Raw genomic sequence first — 15,682 nt, 5'->3', positions numbered from 1 at the left:
TGTGTGTTAAATAAAACTTGTTAAACCATCTGCCCACCAGGGTACAATGTGCAGTACACTTAACTTATTACCTTTCCCTCCGCCGGCATTATCCGGATCAGGTGTATGTTTAAGTTTTAAGTCGGTAGTTTAAAGTCTTAAGTCGAACGCGCTGACTTCGGACTAAATACTTTTAGACTTTATACTTAAACAATGGGTATGATCTCAGCCTGTCTTTCAGTTTTGATTGCTCAAAGCAAGGCACCCCCTTGAGAATTATGGGGCAAAGGTATATTTTATTTTCAATTTTGAAAACCTGATCCCGAATTTGCTTACATAGCCATTTTAGGGATGGCACAAATGAAGAATTAGTTATGCTGAAGCGATTGGTCCGTTTGTGTCGGGAATGATGCCCCGTTTCTTTAATTCCACCAGTAGTTCATCGGGGCCGACAAAATGAATTGATGGTATCCCTAATTCTTCGGCCGCTGCAACATTCCGGTAATTATCATCAATAAACAAGCATTCGGAGGGTTTTAACTGGTAGCGGTTCAGCAGGATATGATAAAATTCGGGGAATGGCTTGCGAACTTTCTCTACACCGGAGATTACGATACCATCAAACTGGTTTAAAACTACGTATCGCTGCCGTGCAATGTCGAATGTTTCAGCAGACCAATTACTTAGCGCATACAATTTATATTTACCGCTTGCTTTTAACTGGTTAAATATAGCTGCAGTACCTTCAATAATACCGCCCAGCATTTCATCCCAGCGGGTATAATAGGCGCGGATGTTGGCTTCGTGTTCGGGATATTGGTTGATCAATATATCGGTACCTTCCTGTAAAGAACGCCCCATATCCTGTTCCTCGTTCCAGTCCATGGTGGTAATATTGGCCAGGAAATATTTCATTTGTTCCTCGTCGTCAAATAATTTCCGGTACAGGTGATGAGGATTCCAATCAATTAGGACCATTCCCAGATCGAATATAATGGCTTTGGTGGTGTTCATAGGAACAAAAGTATATCATTTCGGCAGCAGTGCGAAACTACTGAGTTAAGCGATTAATTGATTTAGCAGATGGCTTTAAAATTCATACATTCAGCCCTTACTACAATAACAACTGATGGAATTAAACCAAGGCGATGATCTATCGCCAAAACCCGGCAAAACCGTATTAATTATAGGGATTGTACTGATATTTGCTTTCCAGCTAATTTTTGGCCGCTTACTGGTATTAGCCCGACTGGATAGCCTTACCACACTGGTGTTGTCGCGGTTTATCTATATAAGCCTGGTCGGTCTGTTATACATATATGCCCGCAAGGCCGAACACCAGGATTTTCTGCTATGGGACGAGCACTATCCCGTAGAGTTTTATTTTAAATGGGTCATATTACTTTACCTGCTCACTTTTGCGGCCCAAATTGTATCGGCCATACCTATTTGGTTTGGCTGGCACGATAATACGGCGGTGTTAATGAAATGGATGCGCATAATTGTCAGCCGTTATTGGCTGTTGCTATTTTGTGCCATTACCGCCGGCATTACCGAGGAATTGATATTCAGGGGATACTTGCTTACCCGGTTGCAGCAATTGTTTAAAAATACTTATATGCCGGTAATTATTTCAGCTACACTGTTCTCGGTGCTGCATTTTAGTTATTTTAACCTGCGCGAAATCATTTTCACATTCCTTATCGGCATTATTACGGGAGTGCATTATCAGCGATATCGCAATATCCATGTATTAATCATCATGCACTTTTTTGTAGATTTTGTGGCATTCTTATTGGCAAGGTATGCTTTACTGCATCATATAAAAATGCCGGGAATGGGATTATTTTAGCATAGCCGTGCCGAATTTTGCCAATACCGCTATCATATGCTTATAAACAGAAACCTATAGATATGGACGCCTTAATTTACGATGACCACCTGTTTGAAGATCAATCCTTTACCGGAATGACAGTGAAGGGTCTCGAGTTTCAAAGCTGTGTGTTCAAAAAATGCGATTTCAGTAACAGCGACTTCGCTCAGAATAAATTTTTGGAATGCACTTTCGATGGCTGCAACCTCTCCATGCTCAAACTAAGTGGCGCAACCCTTAACGATGTGCAATTTAAAAACTGTAAAATATTGGGTGTCCTGTTTTATGAGTGCCAGGATTTCCTATTCAGTGTGTTTTTCGATAACTGCATTATGGATTACTCGTCGTTTATGCTGAAAAAGATGTTGAAGACCAGGTTTGTGAAGTCGTCTTTAAAGGAAGTTAATTTTACACAAGCTAATTTGGCAGGTTCGGTGTTTGATCAAACCGATCTTTCCGGTGCTGTTTTTAACCAAACCGATCTTTCATCAGTCGACTTTATTACTTCATTCAACTACAGTATCGATCCCGAGATCAATAACATCCGTAAAGCAAGTTTTTCCATTGATGGCGTGGCTGGCTTGTTAGAAAAGCACCAGGTAAAAATTGTGTATTAATTGTTCGGATGAACGACAATGCAAACCGTCGATAAATAATGAGTACTTATTAGCAGGGAGATTTTTTAGACTGATAGCCAGTAGCTTAAACACAATAAACCTTAAAAAAGCAACAAATTGACCAAAATTAAGTTATAGTTTAACAAATTAAGTAAATTATAAAAAGGAGACATCATAGCAATACTTTACACATTAGCATTTTTAATAAAACCTAAAAGTAAATTGATATTATGAAAAAGTCCTTTTTAGTAATTGCTGCATCCTTGTTAGTTTGTTTTACGGCCAGCCAGGCAATGGCACAAACTGATACCGCTAAAAAAACAACTACAACTACCACCATTACAACAACTACTACAAACAATGCCGCTGCCGATGTAGTTGGCGCTTTAAACAGTAACCCCGATTATACCACAGCCGCACTCGCTGTAAAAACCGCCGATTTGGAAAGCGTGTTGAAAACCGGGGGGCCATATACCATATTTGCCCCAAACAACAACGCCTTTACTAAGTTGCCCGCCGGTAAACTGGATAGCTTAATGAAAGACCCTGTGAAACTTTCAGCCTTGTTAAAGGGGCATATAGTTAATGGTAAATATGCCAAGGCAGATATTATTAAAGCCTTAACCGCAGGTAAGGGCAAAGCCACACTAACTACGCTTGACGGGCAAACCTTAACCCTGTCTATCAGCAAAACAAGTACTTTGCAATTAACCAACGCGGCTGGTAGCACGGCTGAAGTTACGCTGTATGACCTAATTGGCGGTAACGGCGTTGTCAATGGATTGAACGGGGTATTACTGCCCTCAAAATAATTTAGCTGTTATAAAAAAAGAGATCCCTCTGACTAAATCGCCAGGGGGACTTTTTGTTTACCGGGGCAGCTGTTAATACCCTAAATTTTCTGTAGTGCCGAACCTTTATGGGTAGCAATATGGTCGCTTTTGTCGCTTTTAATTTCGTATTGCGGGTCTTCGGGACTGCAATGATGAATATAACCTTTGTAGTTAAAATCAGCGGTATGGATTTTAATAATTTTGCCGGTTACATAACCTGCTTCTGAATTCCACTTTACGTGGTCGCCTATTTTAAAACTGTTTTTCATCTCTTAAATCAATTAGCCAATATTATGCCGAAAATGGATCAAACTAACATGATAAATGGCAGCCAGATAATGACCTGCATCATTTTCCTTGTTTTTTAATAGATTTATCTTAGCAAGATACCAGTCAGTTCTGGTAGGCAGCATGATATATCATAAGCATCTTCAATTTGTTGTATTATCATTTTTATTAACAGCCGGAACTTTAAGCGGTTGCGGGCAGCGTATTAAGGGTAAATATAAAGCTGACACGCTAACGCATGATTGGAAACAAACTATACCGGGCAATTTTAGCGGGCAAACAAAAAATACTTTTGATAGCATACAGATTACCCAATTCATAAAAAAGCATCCTAAATTCAGTGCTTATGCAGGCGAGATCCATGATTTTTACCAAAGAAGGGGTTTTGCCTATGCCTGGTTTGAAAATAAAAAATTAATTGAGCAAGCAAATAATTTGGCCAGTAGGGTATTAAACCTGCAAAATGAAGGCATCAACCAACCGGCCCCTTATCAAAAGGAACTGGACTCGTTAATTTATAATGCCGATATACATCAGCACCAGCCAAATATCCAAACGGAGTTAATGCTGACGGCTCAATATTTTGTTTTCTCTAAACTGGCCTGGCAAGGTATGGATGATACGATGAGCCGTTCGGCCCGGTGGTACCTGCCCCGCAAAAAGGTAGATTATCAGCAATACCTGGATAGTTTATTAAAAGAAACCGCAAAAAGCCAGTTGCCAGCCGAACCTGTTTACCGGCAATATGATCTGTTAAGGGCTTTTTTGAAAAAGTATCGCGAATTGGCTGTGCGCGGAGACTGGTCACCAATTGTCTTGTCTGCCAAAATCCGGCCGGGTGATTCAGCTATCGTCGTTCCGCTCATCAAAAAAAGGCTATTTGAATTAGATGATTTTCATGGAGATACCCTTAACCGCGTTTTCACCACGGAATTGCAGGATGCAGTTAAGCGTTTTCAATACCGGCATGGCTTATTAGTGGATGGTTTATTGAATAAGGCGACCATGGCGGAACTTAATGTGCCTTTAAAAAGCCGTATAGAACAACTGATAGTTAATATGGAACGCAGCCGCTGGTTGCCGGTGAACCTCCATTCGGATTACCTGGGGGTGAATATCCCCGAATTTAAGCTGCATGTATATCATGCCGACAGCTTGTTATGGAGTTGTAATGTAGTTGTCGGGCAAACTGTTCACCAAACCACCTTATTTTATGGAGAGATTAAGTATGTGGTATTTAGTCCCTATTGGGAAGTGCCGCAAAGTATTGTACGTAAGGAGATCATCCCCCAACTGAAAAAAAATCCGGATTATTTAGCGACACACCGAATGGAAATTACCGGCTACAAGGAAGGCCTGCCCGTTATCCGGCAATTGCCTGGTCCCGAAAATTCATTGGGCCTGGTGAAGTTCCTGTTTCCAAACAATTATAATACTTATCTGCACGACACGCCATCTAAATCGCTCTTTGGCGAAACAACACGGGCTTTCAGCCATGGTTGCATCCGGGTACAGGAACCGGCTAAACTTGCCAACTTTCTCCTAAAAGATAAAAAAGGCTGGGACGCCCAAAGAATAGAAAAAGCAATGTCCGCAGGCAAAGAGCAATATGTAACGATAGAGAATAAAGTGCCCGTTTTCATTACGTATTTTACCGCGTTTATAGATCGTGAACAGAGACTAAACTTCCGGAAAGATATTTACCAGCTTGACGGTGCCATGGCCGGGATGTTATTGAACGATAAACATCTGCCATAGGCTTCCTGATATTATTTAGAAATACCATTCCGTTGGCTTTTTAACGTAGTTGATCCGCATGGACTACAACCTTGATCATTTATAGCTAATTAATCGGTGGCAAACTGAGCGAAATTAGATTTGTCCTGCGCCCAGTTGGGCATTACTATACCTCTCCTCTGTAATAATTTTGATTTAAAAGTTAATAAAACCAAATGGTGTGGTTTTTATTTATATTTTTAAAACGATTAGAAGTATACATGAACTACCTAAACTTGGCCCGATAAAATAAAATATGGTTACTGTAGCCGAACTAATAGATAATCAGTCTGCCATACATCCTAATAAAATTGCAATAAAGCATGGTGAGCGTACTTGTACCTACCAAGCTGTAAACGAACTTTCGAATAAATTTGCAAAAATTATTATGGCAAACGGCGTAATGCCGGGCGACATTTTAGGTGTAGCGGTAAACCGTTCGCCCGAGATGATTATTTTACTGTTAGCCGTTATAAAAACAGGGGCCGCCTACCTGCCAATAGATATAAACTTCCCGACCGACCGTATTAATTATATGCTTAATGATTCGGGGGTGAAGGTGATGATCACACAAAAACAATTTGAAACCCAGTACCAGGATAATTTCAAAGTTATTTGTGTGGAAAACATGGTGTGTGAAAGTAATAACTACAATGCAGACACAGTGCCGGTATTAATTAATGAGGATAGTCTCGCATATATTCTGTACACATCTGGTTCAACCGGCCGGCCTAAAGGCTGTAAAGTAAAACATATTGGTTTAACAAATTTGTTGTTAAGCGTACAAAAACTACCGGGCATGGTTGCTGATGATGTGATGTTGCATATCACGACCATATCATTTGATATTGCCGAATTAGAAATATACCTGCCCCTTATTACCGGCGCTACGGTTGTAATTGCCGATGCCGAAATAGCCCGGGACGCCCGGGCGCTATTAGAAACCGCCATTAACGAAAATATCACTATTATGCAGGGTACGCCGTTTATGTGGCGCACTATGCTGGAAATAGGCTGGGTACAACGCTTGCCAATTAAAATATTTTGCGGCGGCGAAGCCATGAGCAAAGACCTTGCACAAAAATTGGTTGTACGGTGCAACGAACTTTGGAATATGTATGGGCCTACCGAAACTACCATCTACTCTATCATTAAAAAAGTTGAGCAGGACGATGAGGTGATAACCATTGGTCACCCTATTGATAATACGCAGGTTTACATTTTAGATGAAAACCTGAATAAAGTAGCCGATGGTGAAGTCGGAGAGATTTATATAACTGGTGCAGGTGTGGCCGAGGGTTATATTCACAAACCCGAACTAACAGCAGAAAGGTTTATTGACAATAAATTCTCGGGGACACCCGGCAGTAAAATGTATAAGACCGGCGATTTGGGCAAGATTTTGGACAACGGCGAAATATTATGCCTTGGCCGGGTCGATCATCAGATCAAGATCAGAGGGTACCGTATTGAAACCGAAGAGATTGAGTTTCAGCTAAAGCAGCAGCCTAATATCAAGGAAGCCCTTATCACTTTGTACGAGGATAGCTTGCATAACGAACATTTAATTGCTTATGTAGTCCCTGCAAAAAAAATAGACCCTGCAAATCAGGACAATCTTGTGAAGCAGTGGAAATCAGCCTTGGGCGAGAAACTGCCTGTTTATATGGTACCGGGCATCTATACGGTAATTGATAGCATCCCGCTTATGCCTAATGGCAAGATCGATCGCCACTCGTTACCTGAGCCGGTTATTAATAAATACTCAAAATCATACGAAGCGCCGCATACCGCAACAGAAATTGCCTTAACCAACATTTGCCTTAAAAGTATAGCTACGGATAAGATCGGCATCAACGATAACTTTTTCGAGATAGGGATCAACTCGCTGATGGCTGTTAGTATAATGGTGCAGGTTGAAAAAGAATTTGGTAAGCGCTTGCCGCTGTCGGTAATGATGAAATATCCGACCATTAAGGAACTTGCACAGGTTATCGAAAATCCTTCGCTACAATCGACCTATAAAACCCTGGTACCTATTAAGCCAGCAGGGAGTAAGATCCCTGTATACATTATCCATGGCATTGGTTTAAACTTGCTTAATGTATACAATATGGTTTCCAATCTGGATATCCAGCAGCCTGTTTATGGCATCCAGTCCATCGGTCTTGACGGAACTATGGAAGTGCCGGATACGATAGAAGAAATAGCCGCTTTTTATATTAAAGAAGTTTTAAAGCACGACCCGGTGGGCCCATATGCCTTTGCAGGGTATTCATTTGGCGGTTTTATTGGGTTTGAAATGGTAAAACAACTAAAAGCCATGGGCAAAGATGTAAAACTACTGGCCATGTTTGATACCAACCTTCAATTGCCGTCACATCAATATTCACTACCCAAAAAATTTGCTGTTAAATTTTTACGTCAGTTTAAAAAATTTGGCTATCGCATTTTTACAATACTAAACCAACCGCTCGATCTGGCTAAATACTTAAGAGAAAACAACAAGGCCCGTGTAAAAAGCATGTTAAACAGATTTGGCATTTTAGAAAAACAAGATGGCGAAGGCCTGCCGGAATTTATGCAGGAGATATCGAACAAATTAAATCATGCTTTTTTAAAATATCGGGTACAGCCTTATCATGTAAAAATTGACATATTTAAAGCTAAAAAAAGGTTGTACTATATAGATGATTCAAAATATTTAGGTTGGAGTGAATATGCATTAGATGGGGTCGAGGTGCACTCCGTTCCGGGCGATCATAAGGATATGTTTGATGAAGGTAACTCCAAAATACTGGCAAACATTTTTCAGCGCAGATTAGATGAAATGAATTCGTAATTTTAGTTAAATTATGAGATTAGCACATTTTATACTCGCCCATAAAAACCCTCATCAACTTGAACGTTTGGTAAAAAGGTTAATGCATGCCGATGCCGATATTTATATCCATCTGGATGCAAAAACGGATATAACACCATACAAACACATAGCAACTTTACCCAACGTTTTTTTCACCGAACCCAGAAAGCCGGTTGGCTGGGCCGATTTTACTTGTATCCCGGTTTGTTTAGACGCTTTTGACGACATCCTTAATACCGGCAAAACATATAGCCACATTAACCTGTTAAGCGGGCAGGACTATCCTTTAAAAAGTGCCGAAGATATCCAGGCATTCCTTTTTCAGCATCCCGATAAAACGTTTATGCGTTACCGCGATATTTATAAAGATTGGCCTGTAACTATATCACGGTTGGAAAAATATCACTTTGGTGTTTACAAGTTCCCGTTAAAGTATCGCCTGCAATGGCTGGTAACTAAGTTTCCATGGTTTTTCCCTAAAAAGCGATTGCCCAATAACTTAACAGCTTATGGGCGGTCGCAATGGTTTGCTATCGACCCGGTATGCGCGCGCTACGCTATAGATTACATGAGGGAAAACCCTAATGTATTCCGGTTTTTTAAAATGACCTGGGGCTGCGATGAAATTGTTTTTCAAACCATACTTATTAACTCGCACCTTAAAGACAGGGTTATAAACGATCATTTAAGATACATCCGCTTTAAAAGGGGTAACGCCAACCCGGATATATTAACCATGGACGATGCTAAAATATTAGTAGATTCAGGTAAGTTTTATGCCCGTAAGTTTGATACGGAGAAAGATGAAAAAATATTAGATTATTTGGATGATATTGCCGGATACAAAGCTGCTACATAGTAAATGTTACTTACAAACCACATTAGTATGAAAACCCCTGTTTTACTAACTGTATTTATTATTTGCTTAGTAATAGCTGCTTGTACAAAAGTACCTTATGGTGATAATAGCAGGGCTGGCAAATTTTATAATATCCGTGGTTTTAAAATGTATGCGGAAACATATGGTAGCGGGGAACCATTATTAATGATACATGGTAACGGGGGCAGTATCAGTACATTTGCGGGTAATATTCCCTATTTTGCTAAAAAGTATAAGGTTATAGTTGCCGATAGCCGGGCGCAGGGCAAATCGCGCGATGATAGGGATTCTATCAGCTTTGAAATGATGGCCGATGATTATGCCGTCCTGCTTGATAGCATGCATGTAGATTCGGCCTATGTTATTGGCTGGAGCGATGGGGGTATCAATGCCTTATTACTGGCTATGCGTCATCCCGAAAAGGTAAAAAAACTTGTGTCATCAGGTGCAAACCTTTGGCCCGATTCAACCGCAATGGAACCAAAAGTGTGGCTGGATGAAAAGCGCGAAGCACCAGGTTTTGAAAAAAAGATGAACAGAAGCCCGGTGGAGAAGCAAAAGCAAAAAATGTTTTTGCTTGATTGGCTACAGCCGCATATAGCGCTGAATGAACTGAGTAAAGTAAAATGCCCCGCGTTAATTATGTGCGGCGATCATGATATGATCAGGAGAGACCATACCGAAAACATCTACAAGCATATCCCCCGGGCAAATTTATGGGTAGTTTCGCATTCGGGCCATGGCACCTTGTTCGAACACAAAAGAAAGTTCAATTATAATATCGATGATTTTTTTACCAAACCCTATAAATCAACCAATACTTATGGGTCGTTTTTATCAGGGTTTGGTTTATAACAGCGGCTAGGTTATGTAGTACTGCCGTTTGCTTCGGTGAAACTTACCCGTTATAATTAGGGTCAAACTCCACTATCCATTCTATACCATATTTGTCTCTAAACATGCCGGCATAAGTACCCCACGGGCCTTCGCCGATAGGGCCCTCAACATCTCCGCCCGCTGATAGTCCGTTGAATATTTTATCGGCCTCTTCCTTGCTTTCTGCACACACTGCTATTTTAGACCTATTCTCGTTCTCGCTTACCCGACCCATGAATTCAGGTACATCATTTGCCAGTAATACGTTGTTTTTGCCAATAGGTAAACCAATGTGCATTATTTTATTTGCTTCGCTTTCTGCAACTTGAAATTCATCGCTTGCCAGGTCCTTGAAGCGAGTGATCTTTGTGAACTCGCCGCCAAAAACTGATTTGTAAAAAGTGAACGCTTCTTCGGCATTTCCGTTGAAGTTGATCCAGGGGTTAATTGCTCTCATAGTTTTTATTTTTAAATGTGATTGTAAATTTTTCTTTGTTATTTTTCCGATAAGGTGGCCAATAGCTCTTCCAGGTTTTTTAGCGTCATGGTGAAGCCTATCTTGAAGCCTTCCAACAATTTCTCCAATCGTTCAAACGATTCGTTGTAAATAGTAATATCCACTTTAGTGATACCATTTTGTTCGCTGAAATTGTAGTCCCAGTCAGATCCCGGCAGTTCGCGGTTTTCGTCTTTGTCCGAAAAGGCGTTGTACATTTTAAAGTTGGTTTTCGGGGTAATGGAGGTAAATTCCTGTACCGACCAACGCTCCACCCCATCGGGACTTATCATTGCGTAAAACCGGCGACCGCCTACTTTAAAATCCATATACTTGGTTTTGGCGCGCATAGGTGCGGGCGCGCCCCATTGGTCCAGTAGTTCTGCCTTAGTAAAGGCATCCCACACTAATGATAAGCCGGCATTAAACTCCCTGGTTATATATACCTTTTTCGCTGCTTTGTCAACGTTAAAATCAAATAGCAAACCGTTACTCATTTTCCTGTTTTTTTATGGTTGTTAATAATTGGTCAAGTTGGTTAAACTGAGTTTCCCAGTTTCGCCTGAACTGGGCTAACCAGTGGTCAAATTCCTGCATCTTTTTTGCATTAAAGTGATAATATATCTCCCGGCCGCTGTGTTCGGGTTTAATTAATTCGCATTCGTGCAATACTTTAATATGCTTTGATACTGCCTGGCGGGTCATATCAAATTTTTCGGCCATTGTATTGGGTGTCAATGCCTGTATAGCCAGTAATGTTAAAATAGCCCTGCGGGTCGGGTCGGCTATGGCCTGGAATATATCTTGTTTCATATTCGAATACTAAAATGAGCAACTCTCAGGTTGCAAATATATATGCAACTTTTGAGTTGCGCAAATATATTTGAAATTATTTTTGAATATATTACACTCAGCGATTGCTGTCTCTTTAAATTTAATTCGTAGCAAACACTATTTAAAATATACCGAAGTATATTATAACAACTTGATATTGTTATTTTTACGTTTCCGTTAGTGGGGGCTTGAAAGCAGTATAAATAAATTAAACAAATAGCAATGAACTTTAAAATCATACAACCGCCGCCACAACTTGCGGGTTATGTTCGGTTCTTTTGGTTTTTAGAGGGCAGTGCTTCAATAGATAATCCATTTGTACATCACGCATTTGCTTATTCCTATCCCGAACTTACTTTTTGCTACAAAGGTCAGTTCAACTACCTGTTTGGATTTGAAAAGGGGCAAACGTTATCTCCCGGTATTTATGGACAGACGCATACCTTTAGCAAGGTAACAGCAAAAGCAGATTTCGGAATCTTTGCCTGTTATTTATACCCCCAGGCTTTTATGCAATTATTTGGCATCCCGGCCAACGAATTAACAAACCACTATGCAGATATGAAAATGCTTTGCGGTAATGACGGCGAAGTTCTTGAAGAAAAAATAATGCTGGCTTTAGACAACAACGAACGAATTAAACTCATAGCTGATTTTTTGGAATCGCGGCTAAGGAACATCAAGACTGAATATTCAAAAATGCATTCGTTTATTAACGCGATTTCGATGACTCAGCCGGTAACTTCTGTCAAAGCTTTGGCCGAAAACAACTTTTTATCATTAAGGCAGTTTGAAAGGAGATTCAAAGAGTTTTCCGGATTCAATCCCAAATTATTTTTACGGATCATGCGGTTTAACTCCGTATTAAACAAACTTTCGCAGAATAGATCGTTAGCTCAAATAGCCTACGATTGCGGTTATTATGACCAATCGCACTTTATTCACGATTTCCAAAAATTTTCAGGTTATAATCCCAAAGATTATTTCAAACCGGAAACGATCGCTGCTACTGACCGGGGGACAATTGAGTTTAAAAAGTAAAATGTCGCTTTTTTACAATTTCAATAGCTTCCCGAAAGATAGTTTTGCATCAAAAATAATAATCATATGAAAAACTATATGCTCTACACCTTATCGATCTGCCTGATAAGTGCTTTATCTTTTTTGTTAACAGAAAAAGCATTTTCTCAAACAGACCAGAAGGGGGGAAATACTACCTATGTAAAAGGTGTAACGCCCGGGCGGGCGAAAGCGCTTATGGCCGTAGCCGTAGGGTTAACAAGTCTGATTGTTGGCTTATCGGCCAGGAGGCGCGCCGTTAGACAGATTGGGCCCGGTAAAGGAAAGAATGGCGCTATGGTTGCTTTGATATTAGGGCTTGCGGGCATTATTCTCAGTATACTTCACCTTAGTACTTCTGTTGGCGCTGTTTTCGGATCGGGCAGTGGAAAAGCCGGGGCAATTGTTGCCCTGATACTCAGCTTAATTGGGATAACGTTTAGCTGGCTGGCCCTTCGTTATAAAAAAATAGATACTAATCTCAACTGATAAAATTTTGTAATGGATACCAATAGCGTAAATATCCGGTACATGGTTGAAAATGTTGATAATGCAGTGCAATTCTACACGCAATACCTCGGTTTTACATTGACGACAAATGCAGCTCCTGCGTTTGCTGCCGTAATTAAAGGGAACCTAAGATTATTATTAAGTTCAAGGACAAGTTCTGCAGGCAAAGCTATGCCCGACGGATCATTACCTGTTCCGGGCGGATGGAACCGTTTCCAGCTTATTTTTGACGACTTAGAAGCTGAGGTTGCGAAACTTAAATCCCAAGGGCTTCATTTTCGTAATGAAATTATTACCGGCCCGGGAGGTTCTCAAATACTGCTTATTGATCCGTCTGGAAATTTGATAGAATTATTTCAGCCAATATAGAAGGCGGCATATCACATAATTAGATATGGATCTATTGGAAGCTATCGACGGTTTGTTTGAGATGCTCTCTATAATTAAGATTGAACTTTCAATAAACCTGCATTAATGGCAACCACAACCGTGCTAACGGTCATCAACACAGCGCCAATTGCCGGACTCAACAAAATGCCCTGGTTGTACAAAATGCCTGCCGCAAGCGGTATGGTTATAATGTTATAACCAGTTGCCCAGGCAAGGTTCTGGATCATTTTCCGGTAAGTGGCTTTACCAAACAGGATCAGGTTTACAATGTCTTTAGGATTGCTGTTGACCAAAACAATTCCGGCAGTTTCAGCAGCAATATCGCTGCCTGAACCTACGGCAATGCCAATATCGGCTTGAGCTAAAGCCGGGGCATCATTTACGCCGTCACCTGTCATGGCCACAAACTCATTTTTTTGCTGAAGCTCTTTAATTTTTTCCAGCTTCTCATGGGGCAGCACTTCCGCGAAAAAACCATCCATTTTCAATTGTGTACTTACACTTTCAGCTACCTGCTTGTTGTCTCCGGTTAGCAAAATTGATTTAATATTATTATCGTGCAATGTGGCTATGGCGTCTGCCGATTCCGGCCTGATAGCATCAGCCAGGGCAACAAAACCAGCCGGTTGATCATTTATCAACACAAACACCACCGTCTCATTGCCAGTCGCGCTGTAATCCGGAGGAAGTTGCAAATTGTTTTCTTTAAGATAACCGGGACTAACGATCTTAACGTGTTTCCCTTCTGCCACGCCCGCTACGCCTTTACCGGTGATCGCCTTGAAATCTTCCACGTGAGGCAAAGCCAGGTTACGTTTTTTTACTTCACTTATAATACCGGTTGCAATAGGGTGTTTAGAGTTAGCTTCCAGGGCACCGGCTAAGCGAATGAGTTCATCTTCATTTGAAGGCTGTTCACCTATGGTAACAATCCGTGACACTTCAAACTTCCCTTTGGTCAAGGTTCCGGTCTTGTCAAATACAACGGATGTGATTCTGCGGGAGTTTTCAAAAGCAGTTCGGTTCTTAATCAGCAGGCCATGCTGTGCAGATAGCGAAGTTGACTTGGCAACAACAAGCGGAACGGCGAGACCAAGCGCATGGGGACAGCAGATGACGATGACGGTAACCATCCGCTCCATAGCAAAGGCGATATCGTGGCCTAAACTTATCCAGGTGACAAACGTAGCAATACCGGCCAGGAGGGCAATAATAGTTAACCACCGTGCGGCTTTATCAGCCAATAATTGTGTGTTAGATTTAGCCTCCTGTGCGCTTCGCACCAAATCAACTACCTTAAAGAGATAGGAATCCTTGCCGCTATGGGTAACCCGAACTTTTAATGAACCGTTTCCGTTAACCGAGCCCGCAATCACCTTTTGTCCCCTTGTTTTTTGCACGGGCTTAGATTCGCCCGTTAGCATAGACTCATTCAGGTAACTGTCACCTTCTTCAACCAGGCCGTCTGCCGCGATTTTTTCACCTGGTTTTATCAGAATAAGGTCGCTTTCCTTCAACGTTTCCGTCTTAACGTCCGTTGTGCCATCGTCTTTTATCAGGTGAGCAGTAGAGGGCATGAGTTGAACAAGTAGTTCCAACTCACGTGAAGCGCCTGCGACCGACCTCATTTCGATCCAGTGCCCAAGCAGCATGATGAGGATGAGCGTTGTCAGTTCCCAAAAGAAATCCATTCCGTTAAGTCCAAATACTGTTGCGGCACTATAGCCATAAGCTACAGTTATCGCGAACCCGATCAGGGTCATCATATCCGGATTTTTTGCTTTCATTTCCGAAAACCAGCCTGTCAAAAAGGGCCATCCTCCGTAAACGAACACTACGGTTGACAACAAAAAAAGGAGGTACTGGCTGCCGGAAAAACTGATCTGCACTTGTAGCCACTGCTGTATCATGTGCGACAAAAGCAAGATCGGTACCGTTAATATCAATACTACATAAAAACGCTTCCGAAAATCAGCGATCATTGCATTATGGTTATGGCCGCCATGTCCCATATGCTGATGATCCATACCATAATGTCCGTTTTCATAAGCCGCGGTTTCGGTCATGTTATGCTGATGATGCTGATGTTCCATAGTATTTGTCTTTAGTATTTTAACGTTGTACATTTCCAATTTCTTTGATAATCAAAGTTAAGCCGGCGGTGCCCTGAAAACGCAGAGACACTACAGATAAAGGGTATGAACAGTTTCTGATCACGATACAAATGTTAGCATTTCAGCGCTTAGGGTTTTATATAATTTTTCTTCGTTTTTATAAAATTAACCGAATCTCGCGAACCACAGTAATTATAAAAAATACATAACGTGTTGATAGTGATGTTAATCATTTTTAAAACTGACAGTTATCAGCCCTTTTCTTCCGTCCGCGCTTTACTTTGGCTTAAAAAA

The 15,682-nt window shown here is 41.1% G+C and carries 16 protein-coding genes; 10 read left to right on the top strand and 6 right to left on the bottom strand.

Annotated features, from left to right (window positions below):
• Nucleotides 1-351 precede the first annotated feature (351 nt).
• On the bottom strand, nt 352-993 hold the full coding sequence (locus tag IRJ18_RS15280) for an HAD family hydrolase (protein ID WP_194107181.1): 642 nt from the start codon (nt 991-993) through the stop codon (nt 352-354).
• A gap of 115 nt (nt 994-1,108) precedes the next feature.
• Here IRJ18_RS15280 and IRJ18_RS15275 point away from each other — a divergent pair, with 115 nt between their 5' ends.
• The 3 genes from IRJ18_RS15275 (at nt 1,109) to IRJ18_RS15265 (ending at nt 3,281) form a co-directional block, all read left to right on the top strand.
• Nucleotides 1,109-1,831 carry a CPBP family intramembrane glutamic endopeptidase gene (locus tag IRJ18_RS15275; protein WP_194107180.1) on the top strand — a complete coding sequence of 241 codons (723 nt, stop codon included), beginning with the start codon at nt 1,109-1,111 and terminating at the stop codon, nt 1,829-1,831.
• 62 nt (nt 1,832-1,893) lie between these two features.
• A complete protein-coding gene (locus IRJ18_RS15270) occupies nt 1,894-2,469 on the top strand; it encodes a pentapeptide repeat-containing protein (protein ID WP_194107179.1) in 576 nt (191 codons plus the stop codon).
• A gap of 230 nt (nt 2,470-2,699) precedes the next feature.
• Nucleotides 2,700-3,281, top strand: a complete 582-nt coding sequence (locus IRJ18_RS15265) for a fasciclin domain-containing protein (protein WP_194107178.1) — start codon at nt 2,700-2,702, stop codon at nt 3,279-3,281.
• A gap of 80 nt (nt 3,282-3,361) precedes the next feature.
• Here IRJ18_RS15265 and IRJ18_RS15260 read toward each other — a convergent pair whose 3' ends face one another.
• Nucleotides 3,362-3,571 (bottom strand): hypervirulence associated TUDOR domain-containing protein, encoded by a 210-nt coding sequence (locus tag IRJ18_RS15260; RefSeq protein ID WP_194107177.1) that lies wholly within the window; start codon nt 3,569-3,571, stop codon nt 3,362-3,364.
• 142 nt (nt 3,572-3,713) lie between these two features.
• Here IRJ18_RS15260 and IRJ18_RS15255 point away from each other — a divergent pair, with 142 nt between their 5' ends.
• The 4 genes from IRJ18_RS15255 (at nt 3,714) to IRJ18_RS15240 (ending at nt 9,964) form a co-directional block, all read left to right on the top strand.
• Nucleotides 3,714-5,348 (top strand): L,D-transpeptidase family protein, encoded by a 1,635-nt coding sequence (locus IRJ18_RS15255; RefSeq protein WP_228072885.1) that lies wholly within the window; start codon nt 3,714-3,716, stop codon nt 5,346-5,348.
• A gap of 274 nt (nt 5,349-5,622) precedes the next feature.
• Entirely contained in the window at nt 5,623-8,208 is a 2,586-nt protein-coding gene (locus IRJ18_RS15250) for a non-ribosomal peptide synthetase (RefSeq protein WP_194107176.1), read from the top strand.
• A 13-nt stretch (nt 8,209-8,221) separates the two neighbouring features.
• Entirely contained in the window at nt 8,222-9,088 is an 867-nt protein-coding gene (locus IRJ18_RS15245; RefSeq protein ID WP_194107175.1) for a beta-1,6-N-acetylglucosaminyltransferase, read from the top strand.
• A 27-nt stretch (nt 9,089-9,115) separates the two neighbouring features.
• A complete protein-coding gene (locus tag IRJ18_RS15240) occupies nt 9,116-9,964 on the top strand; it encodes an alpha/beta fold hydrolase (protein WP_194107174.1) in 849 nt (282 codons plus the stop codon).
• 43 nt (nt 9,965-10,007) lie between these two features.
• Here the strand turns inward: IRJ18_RS15240 and IRJ18_RS15235 are convergent, their stop codons facing one another.
• From IRJ18_RS15235 to IRJ18_RS15225, 3 genes are read right to left on the bottom strand one after another with little or no spacing between them, the layout of a single operon-like run.
• Nucleotides 10,008-10,442, bottom strand: coding sequence for a VOC family protein (locus IRJ18_RS15235; protein WP_194107173.1), 435 nt, complete (start codon nt 10,440-10,442; stop codon nt 10,008-10,010).
• A gap of 38 nt (nt 10,443-10,480) precedes the next feature.
• On the bottom strand, nt 10,481-10,978 hold the full coding sequence (locus tag IRJ18_RS15230) for an SRPBCC family protein (protein WP_194107172.1): 498 nt from the start codon (nt 10,976-10,978) through the stop codon (nt 10,481-10,483).
• Nucleotides 10,971-11,294 (bottom strand): ArsR/SmtB family transcription factor, encoded by a 324-nt coding sequence (locus tag IRJ18_RS15225; protein WP_194107171.1) that lies wholly within the window; start codon nt 11,292-11,294, stop codon nt 10,971-10,973. Before IRJ18_RS15225 ends, IRJ18_RS15230 begins: the two co-directional genes overlap by 8 nt.
• 243 nt (nt 11,295-11,537) lie before the next feature.
• Between IRJ18_RS15225 and IRJ18_RS15220 the strand changes: the two genes are divergently transcribed.
• The 3 genes from IRJ18_RS15220 (at nt 11,538) to IRJ18_RS15210 (ending at nt 13,253) form a co-directional block, all read left to right on the top strand.
• Nucleotides 11,538-12,356 carry a helix-turn-helix domain-containing protein gene (locus IRJ18_RS15220; protein ID WP_194107170.1) on the top strand — a complete coding sequence of 273 codons (819 nt, stop codon included), beginning with the start codon at nt 11,538-11,540 and terminating at the stop codon, nt 12,354-12,356.
• 66 nt (nt 12,357-12,422) lie between these two features.
• Entirely contained in the window at nt 12,423-12,863 is a 441-nt protein-coding gene (locus IRJ18_RS15215) for a DUF6223 family protein (protein ID WP_194107169.1), read from the top strand.
• A 12-nt stretch (nt 12,864-12,875) separates the two neighbouring features.
• Nucleotides 12,876-13,253, top strand: a complete 378-nt coding sequence (locus IRJ18_RS15210; protein WP_194107168.1) for a VOC family protein — start codon at nt 12,876-12,878, stop codon at nt 13,251-13,253.
• A 74-nt stretch (nt 13,254-13,327) separates the two neighbouring features.
• Here IRJ18_RS15210 and IRJ18_RS15205 read toward each other — a convergent pair whose 3' ends face one another.
• Complete coding sequence (locus tag IRJ18_RS15205) at nt 13,328-15,367, bottom strand: copper-translocating P-type ATPase (RefSeq protein ID WP_194107167.1); 2,040 nt, start codon at nt 15,365-15,367, stop codon at nt 13,328-13,330.
• Nucleotides 15,368-15,682 lie beyond the last annotated feature (315 nt).

Origin of the sequence: Mucilaginibacter boryungensis, from assembly GCF_015221995.1 — a bacterium.
In the GTDB taxonomy this organism is placed as follows: Bacteria; Bacteroidota; Bacteroidia; order Sphingobacteriales; family Sphingobacteriaceae; genus Mucilaginibacter; species Mucilaginibacter boryungensis.
The sequence above is the reverse complement of the archived record's forward strand: the minus strand, read 5'-3'. Positions and strand labels throughout refer to the sequence as shown.

Bases quoted from the DNA above. Each gene is read 5' to 3' on its own strand.
- IRJ18_RS15280 (WP_194107181.1), bottom strand. From the start codon at position 993: ATGAACACCACCAAAGCCATTATATTCGATCTGGGAATGGTCCTAATT.
- IRJ18_RS15225 (WP_194107171.1), bottom strand. From the start codon at position 11,294: ATGAAACAAGATATATTCCAGGCCATAGCCGACCCGACCCGCAGGGCT.
- IRJ18_RS15265 (WP_194107178.1), top strand. From the start codon at position 2,700: ATGAAAAAGTCCTTTTTAGTAATTGCTGCATCCTTGTTAGTTTGTTTT.
- IRJ18_RS15235 (WP_194107173.1), bottom strand. From the start codon at position 10,442: ATGAGAGCAATTAACCCCTGGATCAACTTCAACGGAAATGCCGAAGAA.
- IRJ18_RS15275 (WP_194107180.1), top strand. From the start codon at position 1,109: ATGGAATTAAACCAAGGCGATGATCTATCGCCAAAACCCGGCAAAACC.
- IRJ18_RS15270 (WP_194107179.1), top strand. From the start codon at position 1,894: ATGGACGCCTTAATTTACGATGACCACCTGTTTGAAGATCAATCCTTT.
- IRJ18_RS15215 (WP_194107169.1), top strand. From the start codon at position 12,423: ATGAAAAACTATATGCTCTACACCTTATCGATCTGCCTGATAAGTGCT.
- IRJ18_RS15240 (WP_194107174.1), top strand. From the start codon at position 9,116: ATGAAAACCCCTGTTTTACTAACTGTATTTATTATTTGCTTAGTAATA.
- IRJ18_RS15220 (WP_194107170.1), top strand. From the start codon at position 11,538: ATGAACTTTAAAATCATACAACCGCCGCCACAACTTGCGGGTTATGTT.
- IRJ18_RS15230 (WP_194107172.1), bottom strand. From the start codon at position 10,978: ATGAGTAACGGTTTGCTATTTGATTTTAACGTTGACAAAGCAGCGAAA.
- IRJ18_RS15210 (WP_194107168.1), top strand. From the start codon at position 12,876: ATGGATACCAATAGCGTAAATATCCGGTACATGGTTGAAAATGTTGAT.
- IRJ18_RS15245 (WP_194107175.1), top strand. From the start codon at position 8,222: ATGAGATTAGCACATTTTATACTCGCCCATAAAAACCCTCATCAACTT.
- IRJ18_RS15250 (WP_194107176.1), top strand. From the start codon at position 5,623: ATGGTTACTGTAGCCGAACTAATAGATAATCAGTCTGCCATACATCCT.
- IRJ18_RS15255 (WP_228072885.1), top strand. From the start codon at position 3,714: ATGATATATCATAAGCATCTTCAATTTGTTGTATTATCATTTTTATTA.
- IRJ18_RS15205 (WP_194107167.1), bottom strand. From the start codon at position 15,367: ATGGAACATCAGCATCATCAGCATAACATGACCGAAACCGCGGCTTAT.
- IRJ18_RS15260 (WP_194107177.1), bottom strand. From the start codon at position 3,571: ATGAAAAACAGTTTTAAAATAGGCGACCACGTAAAGTGGAATTCAGAA.